This is a genomic window from Streptomyces finlayi (genome assembly GCF_014216315.1).
In the GTDB taxonomy this organism is placed as follows: Bacteria; Actinomycetota; Actinomycetes; order Streptomycetales; family Streptomycetaceae; genus Streptomyces; species Streptomyces finlayi_A.
Window position 1 is genome coordinate 2,187,249 of sequence record NZ_CP045702.1, and the last position, 21,943, is coordinate 2,209,191.

Consider the following 21,943-nt stretch of genomic DNA (forward strand, 5'->3'; position numbering starts at 1 on the left):
TGCTCCCGCGCGCCCGGTTCCGCCGTTGTGGTGGCGCCGGGCGCGCGGCCGTTCTAGCGTGAGCGCATGATCGAGCTGGAGGGCCTCACCAAGCGGTTCGGCGACAAGGTCGCCGTCGACCATCTGTCGTTCCAGGTCAGACCTGGAATGGTGACGGGCTTTCTCGGCCCCAACGGGGCGGGCAAGTCGACCACGATGCGGATGATGCTCGGTCTCGACAATCCCACCAGCGGCACGGTCCGCATCGACGGCAGGCACTACCGCGAGCTGGACGAACCCCTCAAGTACATCGGGGCTCTGCTCGACGCGAGGTCGATGCACGGGGGCCGCAGCGCGTACAACAACCTGCTCTGCCTCGCCCAGAGCAACCGCATCCCCACCAGCCGGGTGCCCGAGGTCCTCGACATGGTCGGGCTGAGCCCGGTGGCGAGGAAGAAGTCGAAGAGTTTCTCCCTCGGTATGGGCCAGCGGCTGGGAATCGCGTCGGCGCTTCTCGGTGATCCCGAGATCCTGATGTTCGACGAACCCGTCAATGGTCTGGACCCCGAGGGAATTCACTGGGTCAGAAATCTCATGAAGGCCCTCGCGGCGGAGGGCCGGACGATCTTCGTCTCGTCCCATCTGATGAGCGAAATGGCGCTCACCGCTGATCACTTGATCGTCATCGGCCAGGGCAGACTGCTCGCCGACACCTCGATGGCCGATTTCATCCATGACAACTCCCGCAGTTACGTACGGCTGCGTTCCCCGCAGCGGGAGCGGCTGCGCGATGTGCTGCGCGGGGAGAACGTCGTCGCCGTCGAGGCGGGCAACGGCACGCTGGAGATCGACGGCGCCACCACGGAGGAGCTCGGTGAGCTCGCCGCCAGGCACCAGATCGTGCTGCACGAGCTGAGTTCCCAGCGGGCCTCGCTGGAAGAGGCGTTCATGCAGATGACGGCGGGTTCCGTGGAGTATCACGCGCATTCGGAACACGACGCCGCGAAGCCGCCCGCGGGTCCGCGGTGGGGCGGCGAGTGGGACCGGTCCGTCGGCGGAGTCTCCGAACACGGCAAGGGAGCATGACCACGATGGCATCGGTACCCGCGGTCCTGACCTCCGAGTGGACCAAGATCCGTACGGTCTCCTCGACCACCTGGACGCTCATCTCCGCCTTCGCGGTGACCGTCGCCATGAGCGCGGCGCTCTGCGCGCTGATGAACTCCCAGTTCGACGATCTCTCCGACGCGGAGCGCGCCACCTTCGACCCGACCTTCGTCAGCTTCTCCGGGATGATTCTCGGCCAGCTCGCGATGGTGGTCTTCGGCGTCCTGGTGGTCGGCACGGAGTACAGCTCCGGCATGATCCGTACGTCACTGGCGGCCGTGCCCCAGCGCGCCACGTTCCTTTTCAGCAAGATCGCGGTGGCGGGCGTCCTCGCCCTCGCGGTCGGCCTCGCGACCAGCTTCGTCTCGTTCTTCCTCGGCCAGGCGCTGCTCGGCGAGCACCGCACGGACCTGGGCGCGGACCATGTGCTGCGGGCGGTCTTCGGCGGCGGCATCTACATGGGTCTGATCGCGATCTTCTCGATGGGCGTGGCCACGATGCTGCGCAGTTCGATGCTGTCGCTGGGCATCCTGATGCCGTTCTTCTTCCTCGTCTCGCAGATCCTGTCGGCCGTCCCGGGCGCGAAGAACGTGGCCCGTTACTTCCCCGACCAGGCCGGGTCGAAGATCATGCAGGTCGTCCCCGACGCCATGAACAGCGATCCCGCGCCGTACGGGCCGTGGGGCGGCCTGGGCATCCTGGTGGCGTGGGTGGTGGCGGCCCTGGCCGGCGGATACGCCGTACTGAAGAAGCGGGACGCGTGACAACTTGGCTGGAACCGTCAAGGCGCGGTTATCCTCCTAACTCTTACGGGGGCGTGCGGCCGGGTGGCCTGTGCCCCGACGACAGATAAGTCGATGGGGCTGGAGAATGATCGAGGCAGTCGGCCTGACCAAGCGCTACGGCGCCAAGACGGCCGTGTACAACCTTTCCTTCCAGGTACGGCCGGGGGCCGTCACCGGGTTCCTCGGTCCCAACGGGTCCGGCAAGTCCACCACCATGCGCATGATGCTCGGCCTGGACAATCCCACCTCGGGCCATGTGACGATCGGCGGCCACGCCTTCCGCGACCTGCCGAACGCACCGCGTCAGGTGGGCGCGCTGCTCGACGCCAAGGCCGTCCACGGCGGCCGCAGCGCACGGAACCATCTCCTCTCCCTGGCCCAGCTGTCCGGAATCCCCGCCGCCCGGGTCGACGAGGTCCTCGGTGTCGTCGGTCTCCAGGACGTGGCACGCAAGCGTTCCAGCGGGTTCTCCCTCGGTATGGGGCAGCGCCTCGGGATCGCGGCGGCCATGCTCGGCGATCCCCAGGTGCTGCTCTTCGACGAGCCGGTCAACGGTCTCGACCCGGAGGGCATCCTCTGGGTCCGCAATCTCATGAAGATGCTGGCCTCGGAGGGACGCACGGTCTTCGTCTCCAGCCATCTGATGAGCGAGATGGCGCTGACCGCCGATCACCTCATCGTGATCGGGCGCGGCCAGCTGCTCGCCGACATGAGCGTCACGGACTTCATCTCGGCCAACTCCGCCGACTTCGCCCGCGTCCGGGTCCCTTCCGACCTGCCGGAGCAGCGCGAGAAGCTCACCGCCTCGCTCACCGAGGCGGGCGGCCAGGTCATGTCGGAGCCGGACGGTGCCCTGCGCATCACCGGTCTCCAGCTGTCCCGGATCAGCGATGTGGCGCACGCCGCCGACGTACGGCTGTGGGAGCTCTCGCCGCACCAGGCGTCGCTGGAGGAGGCGTACATGCGGATGACGCAGGGCGCCGTGGACTACCGCTCGACCGTGGACGCCAAGGCGGCGCTCCAGCAGCCCCCGGCGGGCTACGGACAGCAGGCCGGCTACGGACAGCAGGCCGGCTACACGCAGCCGCAGCCGCTTGCGCAGCCCGAGATGCCGCAGCAGGGCTGGTACGCCCCGCCGCCGCCCGGCCAGAACCCGTACGCGTCCGCACCGGCCGCCCCGGCCCCCGTCGAGGCCCAGGCACCCGCTCCGGCCCCGGCAGCACCCGCTCCGGCCACGCCTCCCGCCGCCGCCCCCGCAGACATGACCAAGCGCGAGACCAGCGAGGACTCCCGATGACGACGCCGGCGCCCCAGGCCCCGTACCAGCCCCCGCAGGACCGGCAGGGTGCTTCCGGGGGCTTCTACCACTCGCCGATCCCGGTGCGCCGCGCCAGTCTCGGCGACGCGATCGCCTCCGAGTGGACGAAGATCCGCTCGGTGCGCTCCACGATGTGGACGCTCGGCGTGATGATCGTGCTGCTGCTCGGCATCGGACTGCTGTCGGCGTTCGTCGTCAGCGCCTCGGAAGCCGATCTGGAGGGCACCCCCGTGCTCAGCCTCGGCTTCTTCGGGGTGCTGCTCGGCTCGATCTGCGTGATCACGCTCGGCGTGCTGACCATCGCGTCGGAGTACGGCACGGGCATGATCCGTACGACGCTGACGGCCTGCCCCAGCCGTTCCCGGGTGCTGACCGCGAAGGCGATCGTCTTCTTCCTGCTGTCCTTCGTGATCACCACGGTGATGACGACGGTCGTCGGTGTCCTGCAGAGCGCGATGGTGGACGGTGCGGAGCCCACCGGCGACGACTGGCTGCGCTCCACCGTGGGCGTCGGTCTCTACATCGCGATGCTCGGACTGCTCTCGCTCGCGCTCGGTGCGCTGATCCGGCACTCGGCGGGTGCGATCACGATCATGATCGCCGTGGTCCTGCTGCCGCTGGTCCTGGCGATGTTCATGTTCTCCGAGTCGCTGGCGGGCCTCCAGCAGGCGCTCTTCGAGTACTCGATCCCCAACCAGCTCGGCGCGTTCTACGACGCCTCGGTCACCACCTCGGGCCCGACCGGCTGGGAGCCCCTGTGGATCATGCTGGGCGTGACGGCCGTCGCCATGGCGGCGGCGTACCTCACGCTGGACCGCCGCGATGTCTGACGCGGGCCCTCCGCTCAGTGGCGCGGATCAGTAGCGCGGATCAGTAGCGCGGAGCGTTCCTGGACCGCTGCACCCGGGTGGTGCGGCGGTCCCTCGCGTTCCAGCACGCCTTGTGCCAGTGCCTGCGGTCGTCGATGCCGCCGAACTCGGGCCAGGTGACGAGATGCGGGACGCCGGACGGGATCTCCTGGTCGCAGCCGGGACAGCGGTACCGTTTCCCCCCGGCGCTCGCACCGCTCACCGGGCGCACCGACCACTCCTCGCCCTGCCAGCTCTCGGTGGCGCCGCCTCCGCCCCAGCGCTGCCCCTCAGCGAATGGACTGCTGGTGGGGCTCTCGCCGCCTCGGGGGCGGTTGCGGCGCGGAGACACGAGACACCTCAGGGGGGCAGAGCGGGCGGTTTCCCTTCCAGCGTAGGCCCAAGGCGCCCGGCAGCCGGCCTGAACGGCATGAGACGGTGGCCGCGCCGGGGCGAGTTAGCGGAAAATCGCAACAACTTCTCCATGGACCGTGCCTTTGGCACGTGTCAGACGTTGTTGCCCATGGGGAAGAACCGCGTCGGCCGCAAGGAGGCGACAGGCGATGCGCGTCGGAACGTTCGTACTGGCAGCTCAGTTTCCGGGCCAGGGACAGGGCGAAGCACTGCACCGGGCCGTCCGGTCCGCAGAGGTCGCGGAGGAATCCGGACTGGACTCGGTCTGGCTGGCAGAACACCATTTCGTGCCGTACGGGGTCTGCCCGTCCGCCATCACACTGGCCGCACTGCTGCTCGGCCGCACGCGCAGAATCCGGGTCGGTACGGCGGTCAGCGTGCTGCCCACCCAGCATCCCGTCGCCCTCGGCGAGCAGGCCGCGCTGCTGCACATCACCAGCGGAGGCCGGTTCTCGCTCGGAGTGGGACGGGGCGGGCCCTGGGTGGACCTGGAGGTGTTCGGCGGGGGCCTCGCGGCGTACGAGAAGGACTTCCCCGAAGCGCTGGACCTGCTGCTCGACTGGCTGAGCAAGCCCCGGGTGGCCGGAACCGGGGAGCGGTTCGGGTTCCGTGAGGTGGCGGTCGTACCGCGCGCCGACGAACTGCTGGCCGACGGCCCGGCGGGGCCCGGGGGCGGCCCGGAGGTGGTCATGGCGTGCACCTCGCCGAAGAGTGTCCGGCTCGCCGCCGCGAAGGCACTGCCGATGCTCCTGGGGATGCACTGCGGGGACGAGGAGAAGGCCGAGATGCTCGCCCTGTGGCGCACGGCCGCCCGGGAGGCCGGTCACTCGCCCGACGTCGTACGGAGCGTCGGACATGTGTCCGCGGGGGTGGCCCAGATCGCGGACAGGCCGGCGGACGCCGTGGAGACGCTCGTGAAGGCGATGCCGGGTTGGCTGAAACAGGGGCTGGACGCCCATGTGACGGTCGACGGCAGGCACCGGGTGATGCGCGACCCCGTCGGATACACGGAACTGCTGTGCGACATGCATCCGGTGGGCCCGCCCCGCCTCGCGGCCGACCGCCTCGCGGCGACCGCGGAGCGGACCGGCATCACCCGCTTCGCCCTCCTGGTGGAAGGCTCCGGCGACCTCGCCGCGACCGAGGAGAACGTGCAACGCCTGGGCACCGAAGTGCTTCCGCTGCTGACGTGACGCGTTCGTGCCATCGGTCAGGGCCGTGCCGGTAGTTCTGGTCGCGCTCATGGTTCCGGTGGTGCTGATCGTGCCGGTGGTACGGGAGCTGCCGCCCCTGGCCTGTCGAATCTCCCGCGGCCCGGAGCGGCAGCAGAAGCGTTCAGCAGTCCCGTAGTCCGGGCGACTGGTTGAGCAACTGGCCCCTCACCGAGGTGAAGCGGGCCAGACGCTCGTCGACCGAAGCGTCCAGCGGGAACACCGCCAGGCGGTGGCAGTTCTGGAATGCCAGACGCACTCCGAAGTGCCGCTGAAGTGCGCCACGTATCGCATCACTCGCGAGTGCTCGCAGCAGCTGACCACGTGCCTGCTCGTCCGGCGGCGGCGTCTGGTTGTCGGCGAACTGTCCGCCGTCGACCTTCAGCTGGGCCACCAGAGAGCTGATCATCTCCCATGCGTAGGGCAGGGAGGTCCGGACGCAGTCGACGAAGTCGGCTTCGTCGACCTCGCCTCGCTCGGCCTGTTCCAACAGCGCCGGTGAGACGTCGAGCGACATGGGTTCTCCTCTCGCGACCCCGACGGTGGGCCGGGGCCTTACGGGCAGGGAAGGAGGACGGCGACGCAGCGTACACGGACGGCGACCTCCTGCTTACACGGTAAGCGCGCAGTCCGGGCCGCACCAGGAGATTGGGAACACAACCGGCCAATAACGAAGGCTCTCAAAGAGGGGCAAGCCCGATGGGCCGGGGCGCCTGTACGCGGGAGTGGACTACGGGAATCGCGTGGAGCACCCGTCGTCGAGTAGCGTTGCCGACCATGCGTCTCGTCATCGCCCGCTGCTCCGTCGACTACGCGGGCCGGCTCACCGCCCACCTGCCCTCCGCGCCCCGTCTGATCCTGGTGAAGGCGGACGGCAGTGTGTCGATCCATGCCGACGACCGGGCGTACAAACCGCTCAACTGGATGTCCCCGCCGTGCGCCCTGAAGGAGGGCGCCGACGGCGACGAGGGCGTCTGGACGGTGGTGAACAAAGCGGGCGAGAAACTGATCATCACGATGGAGGAAATCCTCCATGACACCTCGCACGAACTGGGCGTCGACCCCGGCCTGATCAAGGACGGCGTGGAAGCACACCTCCAGGAACTCCTGGCCGACCGGATCGAGATCCTCGGCGAGGGCCACACGCTGATCCGCCGCGAGTACCCCACCGCCATCGGCCCCGTGGACATCCTGTGCCGCGACGCGGACGGCGCGACGGTGGCCGTGGAGCTGAAGCGCCGCGGTGACATCGACGGAGTGGAACAGCTGACCCGCTATCTGGAGCTGCTCAACCGCGATCCCCACCTCGCGCCGGTGAAGGGCGTCTTCGCGGCCCAGGAGATCAAGCCGCAGGCACGGGTCCTGGCGACGGACCGCGGTATCGGCTGCGTGGTCCTGGACTACAACGCGATGCGGGGCATCGAGGACGACAAGCTGCGGCTGTTCTGACCGCCGGTTCCTGTGACGTGGGACGCCGGCCGGGCTCGCATGCGAGCCCGGCCGGCGTTCTGTGTGCTGGAGCGGTTCAGGCCGGGGACGACTGCGCGCTGTCCGGGGCCGGCGGCGTGCCCTCCGAGGGACCGGTCGCCGTGAGGGAGGTCTCGGGAGCGGAGGGCGGCGGCTCCTCCGTGGTCGGCGGCGGGTCCGTCGGCTCGGTCGGCGGGTCCGTCGGCTCGGTCGGGGTGTCCGTCGGCGGCTTCGTCGTCGGCGGCTTCGTCGTCGGTGCGGTGGTCGGTGCGGTGGTCGGCGACCCCGTGGAGGGACGCCCCGTCGGGCTCGTACTCGAAGGGTCGTCCGTCGTCGGCGTGATGCTCGGATCCGAGGGGCCCGTGGGCGGGGTCGTCCCGGCGGACGGGGTCGCATGGCCGGACGGGCCAGGCGACTCGGTGCGCTCTGCGGGCGTCCCGCTCTTCCCGGGCGCGCCCGGCGTCGCCTCGTCCTCGGGGAAGCCGTTCTCGCCGTCCTCCTCTTCCGTGGACTGCTCCGTGGTCACGTTCCGGCTGTCCGGCTCCTCGCTGCCCGAGGTCGCCCCGAGCCCCACGACGGTGCCGAGCAGAGCCACCAGCAACGCTCCCGCACCGGCCCCGACCATGTTGCGCCGGGCGCCGCGCAGGAACGCGGGGCCGCGGACCGCCGGGGTGTGCGGACGGGAGATCACCGCGGTCGTCCCCTCGGGCACGGGCAGCCGGGGGAAGGGCGGCAGTGCCGCCGGGGTCCCGGCCGACGGCGAGGCCCCCTCCTCGTAGCGCGCGGCCGCGCGGTCCTCGCCCACCGGTGCGAGGACCCCCGGCACCGGCCCGCCGGAGCGGTCCGACACGAGGGCGAGCGCCCTGCGTCCGGCCACCGCGCCGGGCTTGTCGGCGAGCGCGCCGCGCATGCCGATCGATGCCTCCAGCTCGGCCCGCGCCCGCTCCAGGTGGCCGGTGCAGAGCGCGAGTACGCCCAACTCGTGGTGGAAGTACGCCTCCTCCGCCACCTCACCGGCGATCCTCGCGCCCTCCTGGCCCATTCTGAGGGCCTTCTCCCAGGCTCCCCACTGCATTCCGGCGGCGAAGGCCGGGGAGGCACTACGGGCCAGCAGCACGGCGACGCTGGCCTGTCCTGCCCTGCCTCCCGGCACCAGCTGCGCCAGCGAGGCGAGGACGGCGTCGGCCTCGGCGACCGCCCGCCCGGGTGTGACCGAGGGGTGACCCGCCCACCAGGCGTAGTGCTGGGCGGCGGTCCTGGCGCGGTCGGCGGCGCCCTCGCCGAATCCACCGGCCTCCAGCTGGGCGACGACACCGGCCGCGAGGCGGTAGCGGGGGCCGGCCGGGGAGAGCAGCCCGCACCCGGCGAGTTCACCGAGGGCGGCGTCGGCGTGGGTGTCCCCGACGAGCGCCGGCAGATGCGCCTGGTGCGGCACCTCACCGCCGAGCGCGACGGCGAAGCGCAGGGTCTCGCGGGCGGCCTCGCTCAGCCGGGAGGCGAGCAGCACCGCGGGGGCCGCTCCCTCGCCGAGGCTGGGCAGCGGTGTCTCCCACGCATCCGCGGGAACGGAGGGCGCGCCGGAGGCGTACCCGTCGAAGGCTTCCGGGTCGCGCAGGAGGTCGCGGTGGCGCAGCAGTGCGCCGGCCTGGACGAAGCGCAGGGGCAGGCCCTCCGACTCGAACCAGAGGTCACCCGCCCAGTTCGCCTCGTCCTCGGTGAGTGAGCGTTCGACGACCTTCTCCATCAGGTCGACCGAGGCCGCGCGTCCGAGCCCGGTGAGGGAGAGTTCTTCCAGGTGGGCGTCGGGGCCGGGTGCGGCGGTATCGGGCGTCGCGGCGAGCACGAACGCGCACTCCGGGGTGGCGTCGAGCAGTTCGTCGAGTCCGGCGCCGCCGAACTCCAGGTCGTCGAGGACGACGACGGCGCCGATGCCCCGGAGGAGTCCGAGGAGTTCCTCGCGACCGGGGCGGTGCGACGGCGCGCGGCAGACCGCCGCGAAGAGCGCGTACTGGAGGTCCGTGGTGGTGCGCTTGTGGCCATTGAGCCGTACGACGCCGTCGGGCGCCAGGTCGGCGCAGTCGGCTGCGACCGCGTCCAGCAGGGCCGTGCGGCCCGAGCCGGGGGGCCCTGTGACGCGTGCCGACCGTCCGCGTGCCAGCAGCCGTACCAGTCGTTCGCGGAGCTCCTGGCGTTCCAGGAGCGGCAGTTGCGGGCCGGGCGGTCCCGGGGGGACGGACGGGGTGGCGGCGCGTCCGCGGTCCGCGCGCTCGGTGGCGGTGTGCCGTACCAGTGCCTCTGGCTGCCGGCCCGGCGGGCAGGGTTCGACCTCGCTGCCATCGACCGGATTGACCGTGAGGAGCAGGTCGCCCGATATGAGCTGGACCGTGCGGGCCTGCTGCGGCGTCTGGAGCCCGAAGTCGGGTGTCAGCGGTTCACGGGACTGCCGCTGCGGCACACCGTCGTCCTGGAAGCCGTCGTGGTCCCGGCCGTACTCTTCGGGTCCCCGGTTGTTCGGGTCCATTGCAAAGCCCCCAGATGCGTCGAGTGCGGTTGCCCTCCCGGCCTCGCACGCCCTGCTGTCGCAACTGGTCCGGTGTCCGCCCATGGGTCCGTCGATCGGCAGACGGCCGAACCCTAAACCTTCGCACAGTATCTACGAACCGGCGGGGTGCCGCGCGGCCCGGGACGTCACGGTCTCGTGAGGATTGTGCGGACGAACGGCGCCGGTCCGCCGGCGACGGACCTCAGACGCGCGGCAGTGACTCCGCGGCGATTCCGCCCTCGATGGCCAGGATGCGGTGCAGCCTGGTCGCGACGAGCAGGCGCTGCATCTGGGGCGGTACGCCGCGCAGAACGAGCCGTCGGCCGGCCCGTCCGGCCCGTCGGTGGGCACCCATGATGACGCCGAGTCCGGTGGCGTCCCAGGAATCCAGTTCGGTCAGGTTCAGTACGAGATCGCCGACGCCGTCGTCGACGGCCGAGTGGAGGACCGTACGGGCGTCCGCCGCGCTTCGGACGTCGAGGCGGCCCCCGACGACCAGCTCGGCGTGGTCGCCCCTGATATGCATATGCGCTCCCCTGGAATGCTCCGTAGCAAGGTCCGTCTGTCTGTTCTGTCTCTGCCACAACTGACTGCCGCAACGACAAGGAAGTTGCCGTCTGTAAGCGAACCGATACCGAATTCACTCCGTGGAGTGACATCGACGGCTCGCCGCTGACTGAATTCCGGGAGCCGGATCCCTCCGGTTCCCGGAACCCCGGGCCTGATCGACGGCGGATCGGGCGGCCCGGGGCATGATCGGTGTCAGTAGGTGTAGAAGCCCTGCCCGCTCTTGCGGCCGATGTCACCTGCATCGACCATCCGGCGCATCAGCTCCGGGGCGGCGAACTTCTCGTCCTGCGACTCCGTGTAGATGTTGCCGGTCGCGTGCAGCAGGATGTCGACGCCGGTCAGGTCGGCCGTGGCGAGGGGGCCCATGGCGTGACCGAAGCCCAGCTTGCAGGCGGTGTCGATGTCCTCGGCCGAGGCGACGCCCGACTCGTACAGCTTGGCGGCCTCGACGACCAGCGCCGAGATGAGGCGCGTGGTGACGAAGCCGGCGACGTCACGGTTGACGACGATGCACGTCTTGCCGACCGACTCGGCGAACTCCCGCGCGGTGGCGAGGGCTTCGTCGCTCGTCTTGTAGCCGCGCACCAGCTCGCAGAGCTGCATCATCGGGACCGGCGAGAAGAAGTGCACACCGACGACCCGCTCGGGCCGCTCCGTCACGGCAGCGATCTTGGTGATCGGGATGGCGGAGGTGTTGGAGGCGAGCACGGCGTCCTCGCGCACGATCTTGTCGAGCGCGCGGAAGATCTCGTGCTTGACCTCCAGCTTCTCGAAGACGGCCTCGACGACGACGTCCGCGTCGGCGACGGCGTCGAGGTCGGTGCTCGTGGTGATGCGGGCCAGCGCGGCCTCGGCGTCGGCCGCGTCCAGCTTGCCCTTGGCGACGAACCGGTCGTACGACCCCTTGATGCCGTCCAGGCCCCGGGCCAGTGCCGCGTCGGTGACGTCGCGCAGGACGACGTCCCAGCCCGCCTGGGCAGAGACCTGCGCGATCCCGGACCCCATGAGTCCGGCCCCGATGACGGCGAGCTTCCTGGCCACTTTTGCACCCCTTTGGATAACGGTTGTTCACACGCTCTCCGGCGGAGGTTAGTACCCGTGAGGGGCCCTGGGGAGACGAAGAGATGCGCGTCACGTCTCAAATGACGGACATCACACCGGTGCGCCTCATTCGGTGGCGCACCACGTGCAGTTGGCCACCTGCGTCCCCGTGCGGACGCGGACCTCCTTAGGCTGGCCCCATGGTCAATCTGACGCGCATCTACACCCGTACCGGCGACCAGGGCACCACGGCCCTCGGCGACATGAGCCGGACCGCCAAGACCGATCTGCGGATCTCGGCCTACGCCGACGCCAACGAGGCCAACGCCGTCATCGGCACGGCCATCGCGCTCGGGCAGTTGTCCGAGGACGTGGTGAAGGTCCTCGTCCGCGTGCAGAACGACCTCTTCGACGTCGGTGCCGACCTGTCGACGCCGGTCGTGGAGAACCCGAAGTACCCGCCGCTGAGGGTCGAGCAGTCCTACATCGACAAGCTGGAGGCGGACTGCGACAGCTTCCTGGAGGAGCTGGAGAAGCTGCGCAGCTTCATCCTGCCGGGCGGTACGCCCGGGGCGGCCCTGCTGCACCAGGCGTGCACCGTCGTCCGCCGGGCGGAGCGGTCCACCTGGGCGGCGATGGAGGTACACGGCGAGGTGATGAACGCGCTGACGGCGACGTACCTCAACCGCCTCTCCGACCTCCTGTTCATCCTCGCGAGGGTGGCGAACAAGGAGGTCGGCGACGTGCTGTGGGTACCGGGCGGCGACCGCTGAGGGCCGCCGTCCGGGCCCGGGATCAAGCTCCCTCGGGCGCCCGCTTCGGGAACAGGGTGTAGCCCGCGGCGATGACCAGGTTGATGCCGATCAGCCACAGCATCTTCTGCTGCCACATCTCCAGCGACCCGGTGTTCCCGTCGTCACCGACGTACCAGATCGCGGCCTGGAGCAGCGCCATCGCGGTGACCGCGGCAACGGTCCAGCGGCCCGCGGTGCGCCACTCGTGGGCGGCTCGGGCCATCCCGTACTTCGGCGGCTTCACGGGCGGCGGGCCGCCCGCGAAGCGGTGGGCGAACCGGGCGTCCGCCCACTTGATCGCCGAATGGCCGAGGCCCACGGTGAACCCGATGTAGACGGCGGCGAGTCCGTGCTTCCAGTCGGGCTCGGCGCCGTTCCTCAGGTCGATGGCCGTGACGACCAGCAGTACGACCTCCAGCAGCGGCTCGCACAGCAGCACTCCGGCGCCGAGCCGGGGCTTCTTCGCCAGGTAACGCAGCGCGAGTCCGGCCGCCAGCAGCACCCAGAAGCCGACTTCGCAGAGCACGATCAGTACGACGATCACGGTTCTTCTCCTCCCGGTCCCTTCCAGACTCCCAAGCGGGAGGCGCCGATTCCTCGTCGGCGGTGACGAATCCCGACTGCCCCCTTCGATGTATCCGCGGCTCACCCACCGTGCGGAGGTCCACCGCCGTGCGGCCGTGTTGGATGGGAGAGTGCTCACCGTCTCCCGCCCCCACCGCCACGACGTACTGATCGCGGCCATCGGGCTGCTCGGCGGTCTGCTCCTGTGGCTGATCGGGCTGCACATGCAGGGGCCGCGCCCCCTGGACGAGCCCTGGGTGGCACTGGTGCCGCTCGCCGTGATGGCCGGGCTCGAACTGCTGCGCAGGAGCGCCCCGCTGACGGCTCTGCTCGTCGCGGTGCCGGCCCTGGTCGCCGACCAGTTCACGGTCGGGAACCTGGCCACCGTCCTGATGTTCACGGACGTCGTCTACGCGGCCGTGGTGTACGGGTCCCCGGCCGCCACCCGCCGCATCCCGGTGGCCTCGCTCCTGGTCACCGTGGGCTTGACGATCGGGTTCGTGGCCTGGCTCCGTACGGCGGAGTCGCTGCTCATCGGGGTGGCCGCCGGCCTGGTGTCGTTCGCGCCCGCCATCACCGGAGTCAGCGTGCGCAACCACCGCGACGCGGCGGAGACCGCCCGGCTGCGGGCCGACCAGACCGCGCTGCTCGCCGAGATGGACCGCGCCCAGGCGGTGACGGCCGAGCGCGCGCGGATGGCCCGCGAACTGCACGACATGGTCGCCAACCACCTGTCCGCGATCGCGATCCACTCCACCGCCGCGCTCTCCATCGACGACCCGGTCACCTCCCGCACGGCGCTCGGAGTGATCCGGGAGAACAGCGTCGAAGGACTGGCTGAAATGCGACGGTTGATCGGGCTGCTCCGGCACAGCGGGGTGGACGCGGAGCCCAGTGCCGCGCCCACGCTCGCCTCGCTGGACGTCCTCGTCGAGCAGGCCCGTACCAACGGCACGCCGGGCGGTCTGACCTGCACGCTGGAGGACACGCGCGGGACACCCGAGCGGCTGCCCGCACCGGTCGAGCTGGCCGCGTACCGCATCGTCCAGGAGTCCCTGACGAATGCCCTGAAGCACGCCGCCGCGGGTCCGGTGGCGGTACGGCTCACGCGCGAGGGGGGCCTCCTCTCGGTCGAGATCACCAGCCGGTCCGGCAGCAGGCCGGGGCCGCGTGCGCCCGGTTCGGGGGCGGGTCTGATCGGCATGCGGGAACGCGTGGCGCTGCTCGGGGGCACGATCACCGCGGGCCCGGAAGACGCGGCGGACGGGCGGAAGATCTGGCGCGTGCGGGCCGAACTGCCCGTGGACGAAAGGACGGCGAAGGAATGACGATCCGGGTACTGGTCGCGGAGGACCAGTCGGCCGTACGCGCGGGGCTGGTGCTGATCCTGGGCAGCGCGCCGGACATCGAGGTCGTCGGAGAGGCGGGCGACGGCGAGGCGGCCGTGCGGCTGGCCAGGGAACTGCGCCCTGACGTGGTCCTGATGGACGTGCAGATGCCCCGGCTCGACGGAGTGTCGGCGACCCGGCAGGTGGTGGCGGAGCAGCTCGCGGACGTGCTGGTGCTGACGACGTTCGATCTGGACGATTACGTCTTCGGGGCACTTCGGGCCGGGGCCGCGGGCTTCCTGCTGAAGAACACCGAGGCGCGCGACCTGCTGGAGGCGGTACGCACGGTCGCGCGCGGTGAGGGGCTGATCGCCCCGGCGGTGACGCGGCGGCTGATCGCGGAGTTCGCCGGGGCCACCTCCGTACGCCGGGCAGGCGTTCCCGCTCCCCCGGGCCTGGAGACGCTCACGCGGCGCGAGCGCGAGGTACTCGGCTGCCTGGGCGAGGGGCTCTCGAACGCGGAGATCGCGGTGCGGCTCTCGATGGCGGAGGCGACGGTGAAGACGCACGTCAGCAGGCTCCTGGGGAAGCTGGGGCTGCGGAGCCGGGCGCAAGCGGCGGTGATCGCTCAGGAGTTGGGTCTCTGAGGTTTACTCAGGGTCTTTGGTCTGGACCTCTTGACGATTGGTCCAGACCTTCCTAATCTCACCGAGCACACTGCGGTGAGTGCGCCATGACAAAGGCGCACTCTGGGCGGCGCAGGGTTTGCAGTCCACGGACCATCCCCCGTTTGTCGGACCTCACCCGAGGAGCACCGTTGAGCACTGAGACCCCCCCACGCCGGGCCGGATTCAGACAGCGACTCAGTACCGGCACCACCATCCGATCCAAGGCCGTAGCGGGCGTCACCGCGCTGCTTCTGCCGCTCGCCGCGATGGTCGGCCTGGCCGGCCCGGCCGAGGCCGCCACGTCGGCGACCGCCACCTATGTCAAGAAGTCCGACTGGGGCACCGGCTTCGAAGGCCAGTGGACGGTGAAGAACACCGGTACCACCGCGCTCTCCTCCTGGACGATCGAGTGGGACTTCCCCGCCGGCACCGCGGTCGGCTCCGCCTGGGACGCCACCGTCACCGGTTCCGGCACCCACTGGACCGCCAAGAACCTCAGCTGGAACGGCTCCGTCGCCCCCGGTGCCAGCATCAGCTTCGGCTTCAACGGGACGGGCTCCGGCTCCCCCAGCGGCTGCAAGCTGAACGGCGCCTCCTGTGACGGCGGCAGCGTCCCCGGCGACAACGCCCCGTCCGCGCCGGGCACCCCCACCGCGAGCCTGATCACCGACACCTCCGCGAAGCTCACCTGGGCCGCGGCGACCGACGACAAGGGCATCAAGAACTACGACGTCCTGCGCGGCGGCACCAAGGTCGCCACGGTCACCGGCACCACGTACACGGACAGCGCCCTCACCGCGGGCACCGACTACTCGTACACCGTGCGGGCCCGCGACACCGCGGACCAGACCGGCCCGGTCAGCGGCTCGGTCGCGGTCCGCACCACCGGCGGCGGCACCACGCCCCCGCCCGGTGACAAGATCAACCTCGGCTACTTCACCAACTGGGGCACCTACGGGCGCAACTACCACGTGAAGAACCTGGTGACCTCGGGCTCCGCCTCGAAGATCACGCACATCAACTACGCCTTCGGCAACGTCCAGGGCGGCAAGTGCACCATCGGTGACGCCTACGCCGACTACGACAAGGCGTACACGGCCGACCAGTCGGTCGACGGGGTCGCGGACACCTGGGACCAGCCGCTGCGCGGGAACTTCAACCAGCTGCGCAAGCTCAAGGCGAAGTACCCGAACATCAAGGTGCTGTGGTCGTTCGGCGGCTGGACCTGGTCCGGCGGCTTCGGTGCCGCGGCGCAGAACCCGGCCGCGTTCGCCCAGTCCTGCTACGACCTGGTCGAGGACCCCCGCTGGGCCGATGTCTTCGACGGGATCGACATCGACTGGGAGTACCCCAACGCCTGCGGTCTCACCTGTGACACCAGCGGCCCGGCCGCGCTGAAGAACCTCTCCACCGCGCTGCGCACCAAGTTCGGCGCGAACAACCTCGTCACCGCCGCCATCACCGCGGACGGCTCCGACGGCGGCAAGATCGACGCCGCCGACTACGCGGGCGCCGCGCAGTCCATGGACTGGTACAACGTGATGACGTACGACTTCTTCGGCGCCTGGGCGGCCAAGGGCCCGACGGCCCCGCACTCGCCGCTGACCTCGTACACCGGCATCCCGCAGGCGGGCTTCACGGCCGCCGACGCGATCGCCAAGCTCAAGGCCAAGGGCGTCCCCGCCAAGAAGCTGCTGCTCGGCATCGGCTTCTACGGCCGCGGCTGGACCGGCGTCACCCAGTCCGCTCCGGGCGGCACGGCGACCGGAGCGGCCCAGGGAACGTACGAGGCGGGCATCGAGGACTACAAGGTCCTCAAGAGCAGCTGCCCGGCCACCGGGACCATAGCCGGCACCGCCTACGCCCACTGCGGCACCAACTGGTGGAGCTACGACACCCCGGCCACCGTCGTCTCGAAGATGACGTGGGCGAAGAACCAGGGCCTCGGCGGCGCCTTCTTCTGGGAGTTCAGCGGTGACACCACCAACGGCGAACTGGTGAGCGCGATCAACAGCGGTCTCCGGTAATCCCCACGCCGTAGCACCACCGTGCGGCCCGTACGACCCCGCACGGCCCCGCACGGCCCCGACATACGACCGGGGAGACAGGTCCGCCCCCTGTCTCCCCGGTTTTTCGCTGTCCGTGTACGGCCGGCCCTCCCGGACCAGTCCTGTACGGCCCTCTCAGGCCACGTTCACCCGCTGGCCGGGCGGTGCCGCCTCCAGCCAGGCGAGGAAGCCGGTGAGGGCGTCCTCGCTCATCGCCAGCTCCAGGCGCGTCCCACGGTGGAGACAGCCGAGCACGACAGAATCGGACAGAAGTGCGAGTTCTTCTTCGCCCTCGGGCAGCCGGCGGGCGACCACCTCGATGGAGGCGCGCTCAAGGGCTCGGCGGGGACGGGGATCGTAGGAGAAGACCCGGAACCAGTCGACCCGGTCACCGCTGTAGCGGGCGACGCCGTAGACCCAGCCCTTGCCGGTGGGGTCCGGTTCCTTCGAGACGTCCCAGCGCAGACTGCAGTCGAACGTACCGCCGGAGCGCTGGATCAGCCGACGGCGCAGGCCGAACACGAACAGACCCAACAGGACCAGTACGACGACCAGAGCGCCAACCCACAGAGCGAGGACCATCTCCACCGACCTCCTCGCAACGTCGATTACGGATATCCGGACCGAACTGCATCTGCATTGCCTCAGCCGCAGCCCGGACTGGAGACTTCCAGTCCGGGCCGCGGCTGAGTGAAAACATCTGTCGGCGGGGGTGCTAGCGCAGCACCGCCACCGCGCGCAGACGTACATCGGCGCGCCGCTCGGCGGCGGCGTCCGTGTCCGACTTCGCGCGCTCCAGCGCGCGCTCGGCGCGCTGGACATCGATCTCGTCCGCCAGCTCGGCGATCTCCGCCAGCAGCGACAGCTTGTCGTCCGCGAACGAGATGAATCCACCGTGCACAGCGGCGATGACGGTGTCGCCTCCGCTGGTGCGGATCGTCACCGGGCCCGATTCCAGCACACCGAGAAGCGGCTGGTGACCGGGCATGACGCCGATGTCGCCGGATGTGGTACGCGCGACGACGAGGGTGGCCTCGCCGGACCAGACACTGCGGTCCGCGGCGACCAGCTCGACATGCAGCTCAGCAGCCAAGGGTGGCTCCTCGGGTCACCACCCGGCGGTCGAGCCGGGTGTTGGGTCAATTCTACGGGGCGTGGTGAGGGGGGCGGGACACACCCACCCCCCTCGGTGAGCCGGAGGCTCAGGAGACGCCGAGCTCCTTGGCGTTGGCCTTGAGGTCCTCAATGCCACCGCACATGAAGAACGCCTGCTCCGGGAAGTGGTCGTACTCACCGTCGCAGATCGAGTTGAACGCGGCGATCGACTCGTCGAGCGGCACGTCCGAACCGTCCAGGCCGGTGAACTGCTTGGCGGCGTGGGTGTTCTGCGACAGGAAGCGCTCGACGCGACGGGCACGGTGGACAACAAGCTTGTCCTCCTCGCCCAGCTCGTCGATACCGAGGATCGCGATGATGTCCTGGAGGTCCTTGTACTTCTGCAGGATTCCCTTGACACGGGTGGCCGTGTCGTAGTGGTCCTGCGTGATGTAGCGCGGGTCCAGGATGCGGGACGTGGAGTCCAGCGGGTCCACGGCCGGGTAGATGCCCTTCTCGGAGATCGGACGGGAAAGAACCGTCGTCGCGTCGAGGTGGGCGAACGTGGTGGCCGGGGCCGGGTCGGTCAGGTCGTCCGCGGGGACGTAGATCGCCTGCATCGAGGTGATCGAGTGACCACGCGTCGAGGTGATGCGCTCCTGGAGCACACCCATCTCGTCGGCCAGGGTCGGCTGGTAACCCACTGCGGACGGCATACGGCCGAGCAGCGTGGAGACCTCGGAACCGGCCTGCGTGAAGCGGAAGATGTTGTCGATGAAGAGCAGCACGTCCTGCTTCTGCACATCGCGGAAGTACTCCGCCATGGTCAGGGCGGACAGGGCCACGCGAAGACGCGTGCCCGGCGGCTCGTCCATCTGGCCGAAGACCAGTGCGGTCTTCTCCAGAACGCCCGACTCCGTCATCTCGTCGATGAGGTCGTTGCCCTCACGGGTACGCTCACCGACGCCGGCGAACACCGACACACCGTCGTGCAGCTTCGCCACACGCATGATCATTTCCTGGATGAGGACCGTCTTGCCGACGCCCGCACCACCGAACAGACCGATCTTGCCGCCCTTGACGTACGGGGTCAGCAGGTCGACGACCTTCAGGCCGGTCTCGAACATCTCGGTCTTGGACTCGAGCTGGTCGAAGGCCGGGGCCTTGCGGTGGATCGGCCAGCGCTCGGTGATCTGAGCTTCGGCTTCCGGGTCGTTCAGGATCTGACCGAGGGTGTTGAACACCTTGCCCTTGGTGATGTCACCGACCGGCACCATGATGCCCTTGCCGGTGTCGGTCACCGGGGCCTGGCGGACCAGACCGTCGGTGGGCTGCATCGAGATCGCACGGACCACGCCGTCACCCAGGTGCTGGGCGACTTCGAGGGTCAGCAGCTTGCGCGCGCCGTCCTCGGCCGGGTCGTCGACGGAGACGTGCAGCGCGTTGTAGATCTCCGGCATCGCGTCGACGGGGAACTCCACGTCGACGACCGGGCCGATGACCCGGGCGACGCGGCCCGTGGCAGCGGCCGTCACAACGCTGTCGGTAGTCGTCGTCATTTACTTGTCACTCCCCGCGGTCGCGTCGGCCAGAGCACTGGCACCGCCGACGATCTCGCTGATTTCCTGGGTGATTTCGGCCTGGCGGGCCGCGTTGGCAAGCCGGGAGAGGCTCTTGATGAGGTCCCCGGCGTTGTCGGTCGCCGACTTCATCGCGCGGCGGCGGGCAGCGTGCTCGGAAGCGGCGGCCTGCAGCAGTGCGTTGTAGATACGGCTCTCGACGTAGCGCGGCAGGAGGGCGTCGAGGACGTCCTCCGCCGACGGCTCGAAGTCGAACAGCGGAAGGATCTCGCCCTTCGTGCCGCTCTCTTCCGAGACCTTGTCGAGCGAGAGGGGCAGCATCCGGTTGTCCACCGGGTTCTGCGTCATCATCGACACGAACTCGGTGAAGACGATGTGCAGTTCGTCGACGCCGCCCTCGGCCGAGTCCTTCGTGATGGCCTCGATCAGCGGCGCGGCGACGTTCTTGGCATCCCCGTACGCAGGGCTGTCGGTGAAGCCGGTCCACGACTCCGCGACCTTGCGCTCGCGGAAGCCGTAGTAGGCGACACCCTTGCGGCCGACGATGTACGTGTCGACCTCCTTGCCCTCACCCGCGAGCCGCTCCCGGAGCCGCTCCGCCGCCTTGATGGCGTTGGAGGAGTAGCCGCCGGCCAGACCGCGGTCGCTCGTGATGAGCAGGACCGCGGCACGGGCCGGGGACTCGGCTTCGGTGGTGAGCGGGTGCTTGGTGGAGGAACCCGTCGCCACCGCGGTCACCGCGCGGTTCAGCTCGGTTGCGTACGGCATCGAAGCCTGCACCTTGCGCTGCGCCTTGACGATGCGCGAGGCGGCGATCATTTCCATCGCCTTGGTGATCTTCTTGGTCGCGGTGACGGCTTGGATGCGGCGCTTGTAAACGCGAAGCTGAGCGCCCATCTATCAGCCCTCGCCCAGAAGCTTGCCGTCCGAGGTCTCGAACTGCTGCTTGAAGGCGGCGATCGCGTCAGCGATCGACTGCAGCGTGTCGTCGGACATCTTGCCGCCCTCGGCGATGCTGGTCAGGAGGTCCTTGCGCTCGCGGCGCAGGTACTCCAGCAGCTCGCCCTCGAAGCGACGGATGTCCTCGACCGGGACGTCGTCCATCTTGCCGGTGGTGCCGGCCCAGACGGAGACGACCTGCTCCTCGACGGGGAAGGGGGCGTACTGCGGCTGCTTCAACAGCTCGACCATGCGCTTACCGCGCTCCAGCGAAGCCTTGGAGGCCGCGTCCAGGTCGGAACCGAAGGCGGCGAACGCCTCCAGCTCGCGGTACTGGGCGAGGTCCACGCGAAGACGGCCGGAGACCTGCTTCATGGCCTTGTGCTGGGCGGAGCCACCGACTCGGGAGACCGAGATACCGACGTTGAGCGCCGGACGCTGACCCGCGTTGAACAGGTCGGACTCCAGGAAGCACTGGCCGTCGGTGATGGAGATGACGTTGGTCGGAATGAACGCCGACACGTCGTTCGCCTTGGTCTCGACGATCGGGAGGCCCGTCATCGAGCCCTTGCCCATCTCGTCGGAGAGCTTGGCGCAACGCTCCAGCAGACGCGAGTGCAGGTAGAAGACGTCGCCCGGGTACGCCTCACGGCCCGGCGGGCGGCGCAGCAGCAGCGACACGGCGCGGTAGGCGTCGGCCTGCTTCGACAGGTCGTCGAAGATGATCAGGACGTGCTTGCCGGCGTACATCCAGTGCTGGCCGATGGCCGAACCGGTGTACGGCGCCAGGTACTTGAAGCCGGCCGGGTCGGACGCCGGGGCGGCGACGATGGTCGTGTACTCCAGGGCGCCGGCCTCTTCGAGGGCACCACGCACGGAGGCGATGGTGGACCCCTTCTGACCGATGGCGACGTAGATGCAGCGCACCTGCTTGTTCACGTCGCCCGAGCGCCAGTTGTCGCGCTGGTTGATGATCGTGTCGACAGCCAGAGCGGTCTTACCCGTCTGACGGTCACCGATGATCAGCTGACGCTGGCCACGGCCGATCGGCACCATGGCGTCGACGGCCTTGTAGCCGGTCTGCATCGGCTCGTGCACCGACTTGCGGACCATGACGCCAGGGGCCTGCAGCTCGAGGGCGCGACGGCTGTCCGTCGCGATCTCGCCGAGACCGTCGATCGGGTTGCCGAGCGGGTCGACGACGCGGCCGAGGTAACCCTCGCCGACGCCGACGGAGAGCACCTCACCGGTGCGCTGCACCGGCTGGCCCTCTTCGATTCCGCTGAACTCGCCGAGGACGATCGCACCGATCTCGCGCTCCTCGAGGTTGAGGGCGAGACCGAGGGTTCCGTCCTCGAACTTCAGCAGCTCGTTCGCCATGGCGGAGGGCAGACCCTCCACCTTCGCGATGCCGTCGCCGGCAGCGCTGACCGTACCGACCTCCTCGCGCGAGGCCGCGTCCGGCTTGTACGACTGGACAAAGTTCTCCAGTGCGTCCCGGATCTCCTCCGGCCGGATCGTGAGCTCCGCCATCTGGGTTCCCTGCTCTCCTTGTTGGGCCCGAAGTTTCTTAAGGGGGTCTGGGGGCGACCCCCAGGAATCTTCTGCAATTTCTGCACGGCCCAACCGGGCCGCTGTTCTTGCT

21 protein-coding genes are annotated in these 21,943 nt (G+C 69.7%); 10 read left to right on the forward strand and 11 right to left on the reverse strand.

Annotated features, from left to right (window positions below):
• Nucleotides 1-66 precede the first annotated feature (66 nt).
• The 4 genes from F0344_RS09820 to F0344_RS09835 all read left to right on the forward strand — a co-directional run bounded on the left by F0344_RS09820 (nucleotide 67) and on the right by F0344_RS09835 (nucleotide 4,019).
• Nucleotides 67-1,065, forward strand: coding sequence for an ABC transporter ATP-binding protein (locus F0344_RS09820; protein WP_185298412.1), 999 nt, complete (start codon nucleotides 67-69; stop codon nucleotides 1,063-1,065).
• Between the two features lie 5 nt (nucleotides 1,066-1,070).
• Complete coding sequence (locus F0344_RS09825) at nucleotides 1,071-1,850, forward strand: ABC transporter permease subunit (RefSeq protein ID WP_185298413.1); 780 nt, start codon at nucleotides 1,071-1,073, stop codon at nucleotides 1,848-1,850.
• Nucleotides 1,851-1,956: 106 nt separating this feature from the next.
• A complete protein-coding gene (locus tag F0344_RS09830; RefSeq protein WP_185298414.1) occupies nucleotides 1,957-3,168 on the forward strand; it encodes an ABC transporter ATP-binding protein in 1,212 nt (403 codons plus the stop codon).
• Nucleotides 3,165-4,019: an ABC transporter permease subunit gene (locus F0344_RS09835; protein ID WP_185298415.1), complete on the forward strand. Its 855-nt coding sequence runs from the start codon at nucleotides 3,165-3,167 to the stop codon at nucleotides 4,017-4,019. The genes F0344_RS09830 and F0344_RS09835 overlap by 4 nt, the downstream gene beginning before the upstream one ends.
• Nucleotides 4,020-4,059: 40 nt before the next feature.
• Here the strand turns inward: F0344_RS09835 and F0344_RS09840 are convergent, their stop codons facing one another.
• Nucleotides 4,060-4,389 carry an ATP/GTP-binding protein gene (locus F0344_RS09840; RefSeq protein WP_185298416.1) on the reverse strand — a complete coding sequence of 110 codons (330 nt, stop codon included), beginning with the start codon at nucleotides 4,387-4,389 and terminating at the stop codon, nucleotides 4,060-4,062.
• 211 nt (nucleotides 4,390-4,600) lie between these two features.
• Between F0344_RS09840 and F0344_RS09845 the strand changes: the two genes are divergently transcribed.
• Nucleotides 4,601-5,644 carry an LLM class flavin-dependent oxidoreductase gene (locus F0344_RS09845; RefSeq protein WP_185298417.1) on the forward strand — a complete coding sequence of 348 codons (1,044 nt, stop codon included), beginning with the start codon at nucleotides 4,601-4,603 and terminating at the stop codon, nucleotides 5,642-5,644.
• Nucleotides 5,645-5,786: 142 nt separating this feature from the next.
• Here the strand turns inward: F0344_RS09845 and F0344_RS09850 are convergent, their stop codons facing one another.
• Nucleotides 5,787-6,179, reverse strand: coding sequence for an SCO5389 family protein (locus tag F0344_RS09850; protein ID WP_185298418.1), 393 nt, complete (start codon nucleotides 6,177-6,179; stop codon nucleotides 5,787-5,789).
• Nucleotides 6,180-6,439: 260 nt separating this feature from the next.
• Between F0344_RS09850 and nucS the strand changes: the two genes are divergently transcribed.
• Nucleotides 6,440-7,111, forward strand: a complete 672-nt coding sequence (nucS, locus tag F0344_RS09855) for an endonuclease NucS (protein WP_185298419.1) — start codon at nucleotides 6,440-6,442, stop codon at nucleotides 7,109-7,111.
• Between the two features lie 76 nt (nucleotides 7,112-7,187).
• Here the strand turns inward: nucS and F0344_RS09860 are convergent, their stop codons facing one another.
• The 3 genes from F0344_RS09860 to F0344_RS09870 all read right to left on the reverse strand — a co-directional run bounded on the left by F0344_RS09860 (nucleotide 7,188) and on the right by F0344_RS09870 (nucleotide 11,282).
• A complete protein-coding gene (locus tag F0344_RS09860; RefSeq protein ID WP_185298420.1) occupies nucleotides 7,188-9,650 on the reverse strand; it encodes an ATP-binding protein in 2,463 nt (820 codons plus the stop codon).
• 223 nt (nucleotides 9,651-9,873) lie between these two features.
• A complete protein-coding gene (locus F0344_RS09865) occupies nucleotides 9,874-10,197 on the reverse strand; it encodes an STAS domain-containing protein (RefSeq protein ID WP_185298421.1) in 324 nt (107 codons plus the stop codon).
• 236 nt (nucleotides 10,198-10,433) lie between these two features.
• Nucleotides 10,434-11,282 (reverse strand): 3-hydroxyacyl-CoA dehydrogenase family protein, encoded by an 849-nt coding sequence (locus F0344_RS09870; RefSeq protein WP_185298422.1) that lies wholly within the window; start codon nucleotides 11,280-11,282, stop codon nucleotides 10,434-10,436.
• Nucleotides 11,283-11,482: 200 nt separating this feature from the next.
• Here F0344_RS09870 and F0344_RS09875 point away from each other — a divergent pair, with 200 nt between their 5' ends.
• Nucleotides 11,483-12,055, forward strand: a complete 573-nt coding sequence (locus tag F0344_RS09875) for a cob(I)yrinic acid a,c-diamide adenosyltransferase (RefSeq protein ID WP_185298423.1) — start codon at nucleotides 11,483-11,485, stop codon at nucleotides 12,053-12,055.
• A gap of 22 nt (nucleotides 12,056-12,077) precedes the next feature.
• On the opposite strand, the gene F0344_RS09880 is transcribed toward F0344_RS09875, so the two are convergent.
• Nucleotides 12,078-12,620 carry a hypothetical protein gene (locus F0344_RS09880; protein ID WP_185298424.1) on the reverse strand — a complete coding sequence of 181 codons (543 nt, stop codon included), beginning with the start codon at nucleotides 12,618-12,620 and terminating at the stop codon, nucleotides 12,078-12,080.
• Between the two features lie 151 nt (nucleotides 12,621-12,771).
• Between F0344_RS09880 and F0344_RS09885 the strand changes: the two genes are divergently transcribed.
• From F0344_RS09885 to F0344_RS09895, 3 genes are all read left to right on the forward strand, one after another.
• Nucleotides 12,772-13,968, forward strand: a complete 1,197-nt coding sequence (locus F0344_RS09885; RefSeq protein WP_185298425.1) for a sensor histidine kinase — start codon at nucleotides 12,772-12,774, stop codon at nucleotides 13,966-13,968.
• Nucleotides 13,965-14,615: a response regulator gene (locus F0344_RS09890; RefSeq protein WP_185298426.1), complete on the forward strand. Its 651-nt coding sequence runs from the start codon at nucleotides 13,965-13,967 to the stop codon at nucleotides 14,613-14,615. Before F0344_RS09885 ends, F0344_RS09890 begins: the two co-directional genes overlap by 4 nt.
• A 170-nt stretch (nucleotides 14,616-14,785) precedes the next feature.
• Nucleotides 14,786-16,663 (forward strand): glycoside hydrolase family 18 chitinase, encoded by a 1,878-nt coding sequence (locus F0344_RS09895; RefSeq protein ID WP_258049818.1) that lies wholly within the window; start codon nucleotides 14,786-14,788, stop codon nucleotides 16,661-16,663.
• Between the two features lie 156 nt (nucleotides 16,664-16,819).
• Here F0344_RS09895 and F0344_RS09900 read toward each other — a convergent pair whose 3' ends face one another.
• From F0344_RS09900 to atpA, 5 genes are all read right to left on the reverse strand, one after another.
• Nucleotides 16,820-17,266, reverse strand: a complete 447-nt coding sequence (locus tag F0344_RS09900) for a DUF2550 domain-containing protein (protein WP_185298428.1) — start codon at nucleotides 17,264-17,266, stop codon at nucleotides 16,820-16,822.
• A 133-nt stretch (nucleotides 17,267-17,399) separates the two neighbouring features.
• The gene (locus F0344_RS09905; protein ID WP_185298429.1) at nucleotides 17,400-17,777 is read right to left on the reverse strand and encodes a F0F1 ATP synthase subunit epsilon; all 378 of its coding nucleotides are present in this window, start codon (nucleotides 17,775-17,777) and stop codon (nucleotides 17,400-17,402) included.
• A 109-nt stretch (nucleotides 17,778-17,886) separates the two neighbouring features.
• A complete protein-coding gene (atpD, locus tag F0344_RS09910; RefSeq protein WP_185298430.1) occupies nucleotides 17,887-19,338 on the reverse strand; it encodes a F0F1 ATP synthase subunit beta in 1,452 nt (483 codons plus the stop codon).
• Nucleotides 19,339-20,256, reverse strand: a complete 918-nt coding sequence (locus F0344_RS09915) for a F0F1 ATP synthase subunit gamma (protein WP_185298431.1) — start codon at nucleotides 20,254-20,256, stop codon at nucleotides 19,339-19,341. It abuts the gene before it with no gap.
• Between the two features lie 3 nt (nucleotides 20,257-20,259).
• Nucleotides 20,260-21,831, reverse strand: a complete 1,572-nt coding sequence (gene atpA, locus F0344_RS09920; protein WP_185298432.1) for a F0F1 ATP synthase subunit alpha — start codon at nucleotides 21,829-21,831, stop codon at nucleotides 20,260-20,262.
• Nucleotides 21,832-21,943 lie beyond the last annotated feature (112 nt).

Excerpts from the sequence above, each read along its gene's own strand:
- F0344_RS09820 (WP_185298412.1), top strand. The coding sequence starts at position 67 with ATGATCGAGCTGGAGGGCCTCACCAAGCGGTTCGGCGACAAGGTCGCC.
- F0344_RS09825 (WP_185298413.1), top strand. The coding sequence starts at position 1,071 with ATGGCATCGGTACCCGCGGTCCTGACCTCCGAGTGGACCAAGATCCGT.
- F0344_RS09830 (WP_185298414.1), top strand. The coding sequence starts at position 1,957 with ATGATCGAGGCAGTCGGCCTGACCAAGCGCTACGGCGCCAAGACGGCC.
- F0344_RS09835 (WP_185298415.1), top strand. The coding sequence starts at position 3,165 with ATGACGACGCCGGCGCCCCAGGCCCCGTACCAGCCCCCGCAGGACCGG.
- F0344_RS09845 (WP_185298417.1), top strand. The coding sequence starts at position 4,601 with ATGCGCGTCGGAACGTTCGTACTGGCAGCTCAGTTTCCGGGCCAGGGA.
- F0344_RS09850 (WP_185298418.1), bottom strand. The coding sequence starts at position 6,179 with ATGTCGCTCGACGTCTCACCGGCGCTGTTGGAACAGGCCGAGCGAGGC.
- nucS (WP_185298419.1), top strand. The coding sequence starts at position 6,440 with ATGCGTCTCGTCATCGCCCGCTGCTCCGTCGACTACGCGGGCCGGCTC.
- F0344_RS09860 (WP_185298420.1), bottom strand. The coding sequence starts at position 9,650 with ATGGACCCGAACAACCGGGGACCCGAAGAGTACGGCCGGGACCACGAC.
- F0344_RS09865 (WP_185298421.1), bottom strand. The coding sequence starts at position 10,197 with ATGCATATCAGGGGCGACCACGCCGAGCTGGTCGTCGGGGGCCGCCTC.
- F0344_RS09875 (WP_185298423.1), top strand. The coding sequence starts at position 11,483 with ATGGTCAATCTGACGCGCATCTACACCCGTACCGGCGACCAGGGCACC.
- F0344_RS09890 (WP_185298426.1), top strand. The coding sequence starts at position 13,965 with ATGACGATCCGGGTACTGGTCGCGGAGGACCAGTCGGCCGTACGCGCG.
- F0344_RS09900 (WP_185298428.1), bottom strand. The coding sequence starts at position 17,266 with ATGGTCCTCGCTCTGTGGGTTGGCGCTCTGGTCGTCGTACTGGTCCTG.
- atpD (WP_185298430.1), bottom strand. The coding sequence starts at position 19,338 with ATGACGACGACTACCGACAGCGTTGTGACGGCCGCTGCCACGGGCCGC.
- F0344_RS09915 (WP_185298431.1), bottom strand. The coding sequence starts at position 20,256 with ATGGGCGCTCAGCTTCGCGTTTACAAGCGCCGCATCCAAGCCGTCACC.
- atpA (WP_185298432.1), bottom strand. The coding sequence starts at position 21,831 with ATGGCGGAGCTCACGATCCGGCCGGAGGAGATCCGGGACGCACTGGAG.